This is a genomic window from Dolichospermum sp. UHCC 0259, from assembly GCF_009711935.1.
Taxonomy (GTDB): domain Bacteria; phylum Cyanobacteriota; class Cyanobacteriia; order Cyanobacteriales; family Nostocaceae; genus Dolichospermum.
In genome coordinates this window covers 1-1,389 of the sequence record NZ_VIKX01000236.1, presented here as the reverse complement: position 1 = coordinate 1,389, position 1,389 = coordinate 1, and the positions used below count along the sequence as shown (strand labels likewise).

The following is a 1,389-nucleotide window of genomic DNA, read 5'->3' as shown; positions in this document are numbered from 1 at the left end:
CAGGTATTCAAGTTGGTAAAAAAGGGCGCATTCCTACAACGGCTTGGTTTGCTTCTCTACTACTAGAACCGGAATTTGCCAAAGCTTCTTTACCGAAGATTGCTGAATTAGTTCCGACTAGCGTTTTCACAGGACAGCTTCGCAGTACAACTATTATTTCCTATCTATCAGAACCGAGAGCAATAAGATTAGGAGAATGGGAAATAGATATGGTTGCTACTCGCATTTTAGTTGACCGCACTACTGGTAGAGATGAGCGTATTTCTTTCAACCGCACGTTTACAGTCCAAGCAGTGGAAATTCCCCGTTCTCCGTTAGGAAAAGATGCCCCATTGGTAGAACAAAAAATTTATGAAATGCGCTCATCTGGACTGCAAATTATCAGAATGGTTGAATTTAATCCTCAGCAACGACGTTAACTGATTCCATAAATTTGGTGCTGAATTTTATTTTGTAACTGAGCAAACAAGGGAGACAGATTTTAAAAATGTTGATTCATATTCCAATTATGCCAAGCTGAAACTTTGATGATTTGACAATTATTTTCGTGAATTTACTCAAAATTACTTGCACTTTTGATGAAGAAAAAAGCTAAAATCATGGACAATTCACATCAAAATCATTCAAATCAAAACGAAGAATTTGACCTTCACGAAAATTCTGCTGATTCTTCTCTAGAATCCCCTACTAATAACGGCAATCATCATTCTCACCAAACTGCTGTACAAGAGGAAGATATCAGTCCTGAAGACGAGCAAAGATTGGCAGGACATAACCCTACTGCAAATCAATTAATTTCTCAAGAATATCGCTTAAAACAAGATCAAGAAACAGCAATAGAACGACCGTTAGCCGAAAACCCTGGTGTTCGTCTAGTATCAGTAGTTGCTTTGGTAGGAGTGGTTATTGCTGGTGTTTCAACCCTCTGGTTTGGATTTCTGCAACCCAAACCTCCTGCTAAACAAGCAGCGAAAACCGCTAATCCTTCTCCCAGTAATGAACCAGTTTTAGACGAATCTGCTGAACTTAAAAGCCGATTAGCTTTTCAAGATCAACAGCAACAACTCAATGTCAAACCAGTTCCTAGTAAATCTCCCAGTCCAATATCATCAACTCAACCAGTTCCTAGTAAATCTCCCAGTCCAATATCACCAGCTAAATCTACACCATCAGCACGGACACGCACTAGCGCTGTCAGGGTTGCTGAATCTGCACCCAGAGTGAGGCGGTATGCTTCTCCAAATCCTGTAAATCCTACAGTTCCGCGCACAATTCAACCACCAGTAGAACGACCAGTAGCACAAGCTAAAAATAAGGTTGACGCTTCACAGCAGTGGAACAAATTAGCCAGTTTGGGACAGTCACAAATCGGTAACTCAACAATAGCCT

General features: G+C 40.5%; 2 pseudogenes. Both read left to right on the top strand.

Annotated features, from left to right (window positions below):
* Positions 1-419, top strand: a pseudogene (locus tag FJR05_RS20250) (hypothetical protein); the annotation flags it as partial.
* A 180-nt stretch (positions 420-599) separates the two neighbouring features.
* Positions 600-1,389 (top strand): annotated as a pseudogene (locus FJR05_RS20245) (hypothetical protein); the annotation flags it as partial.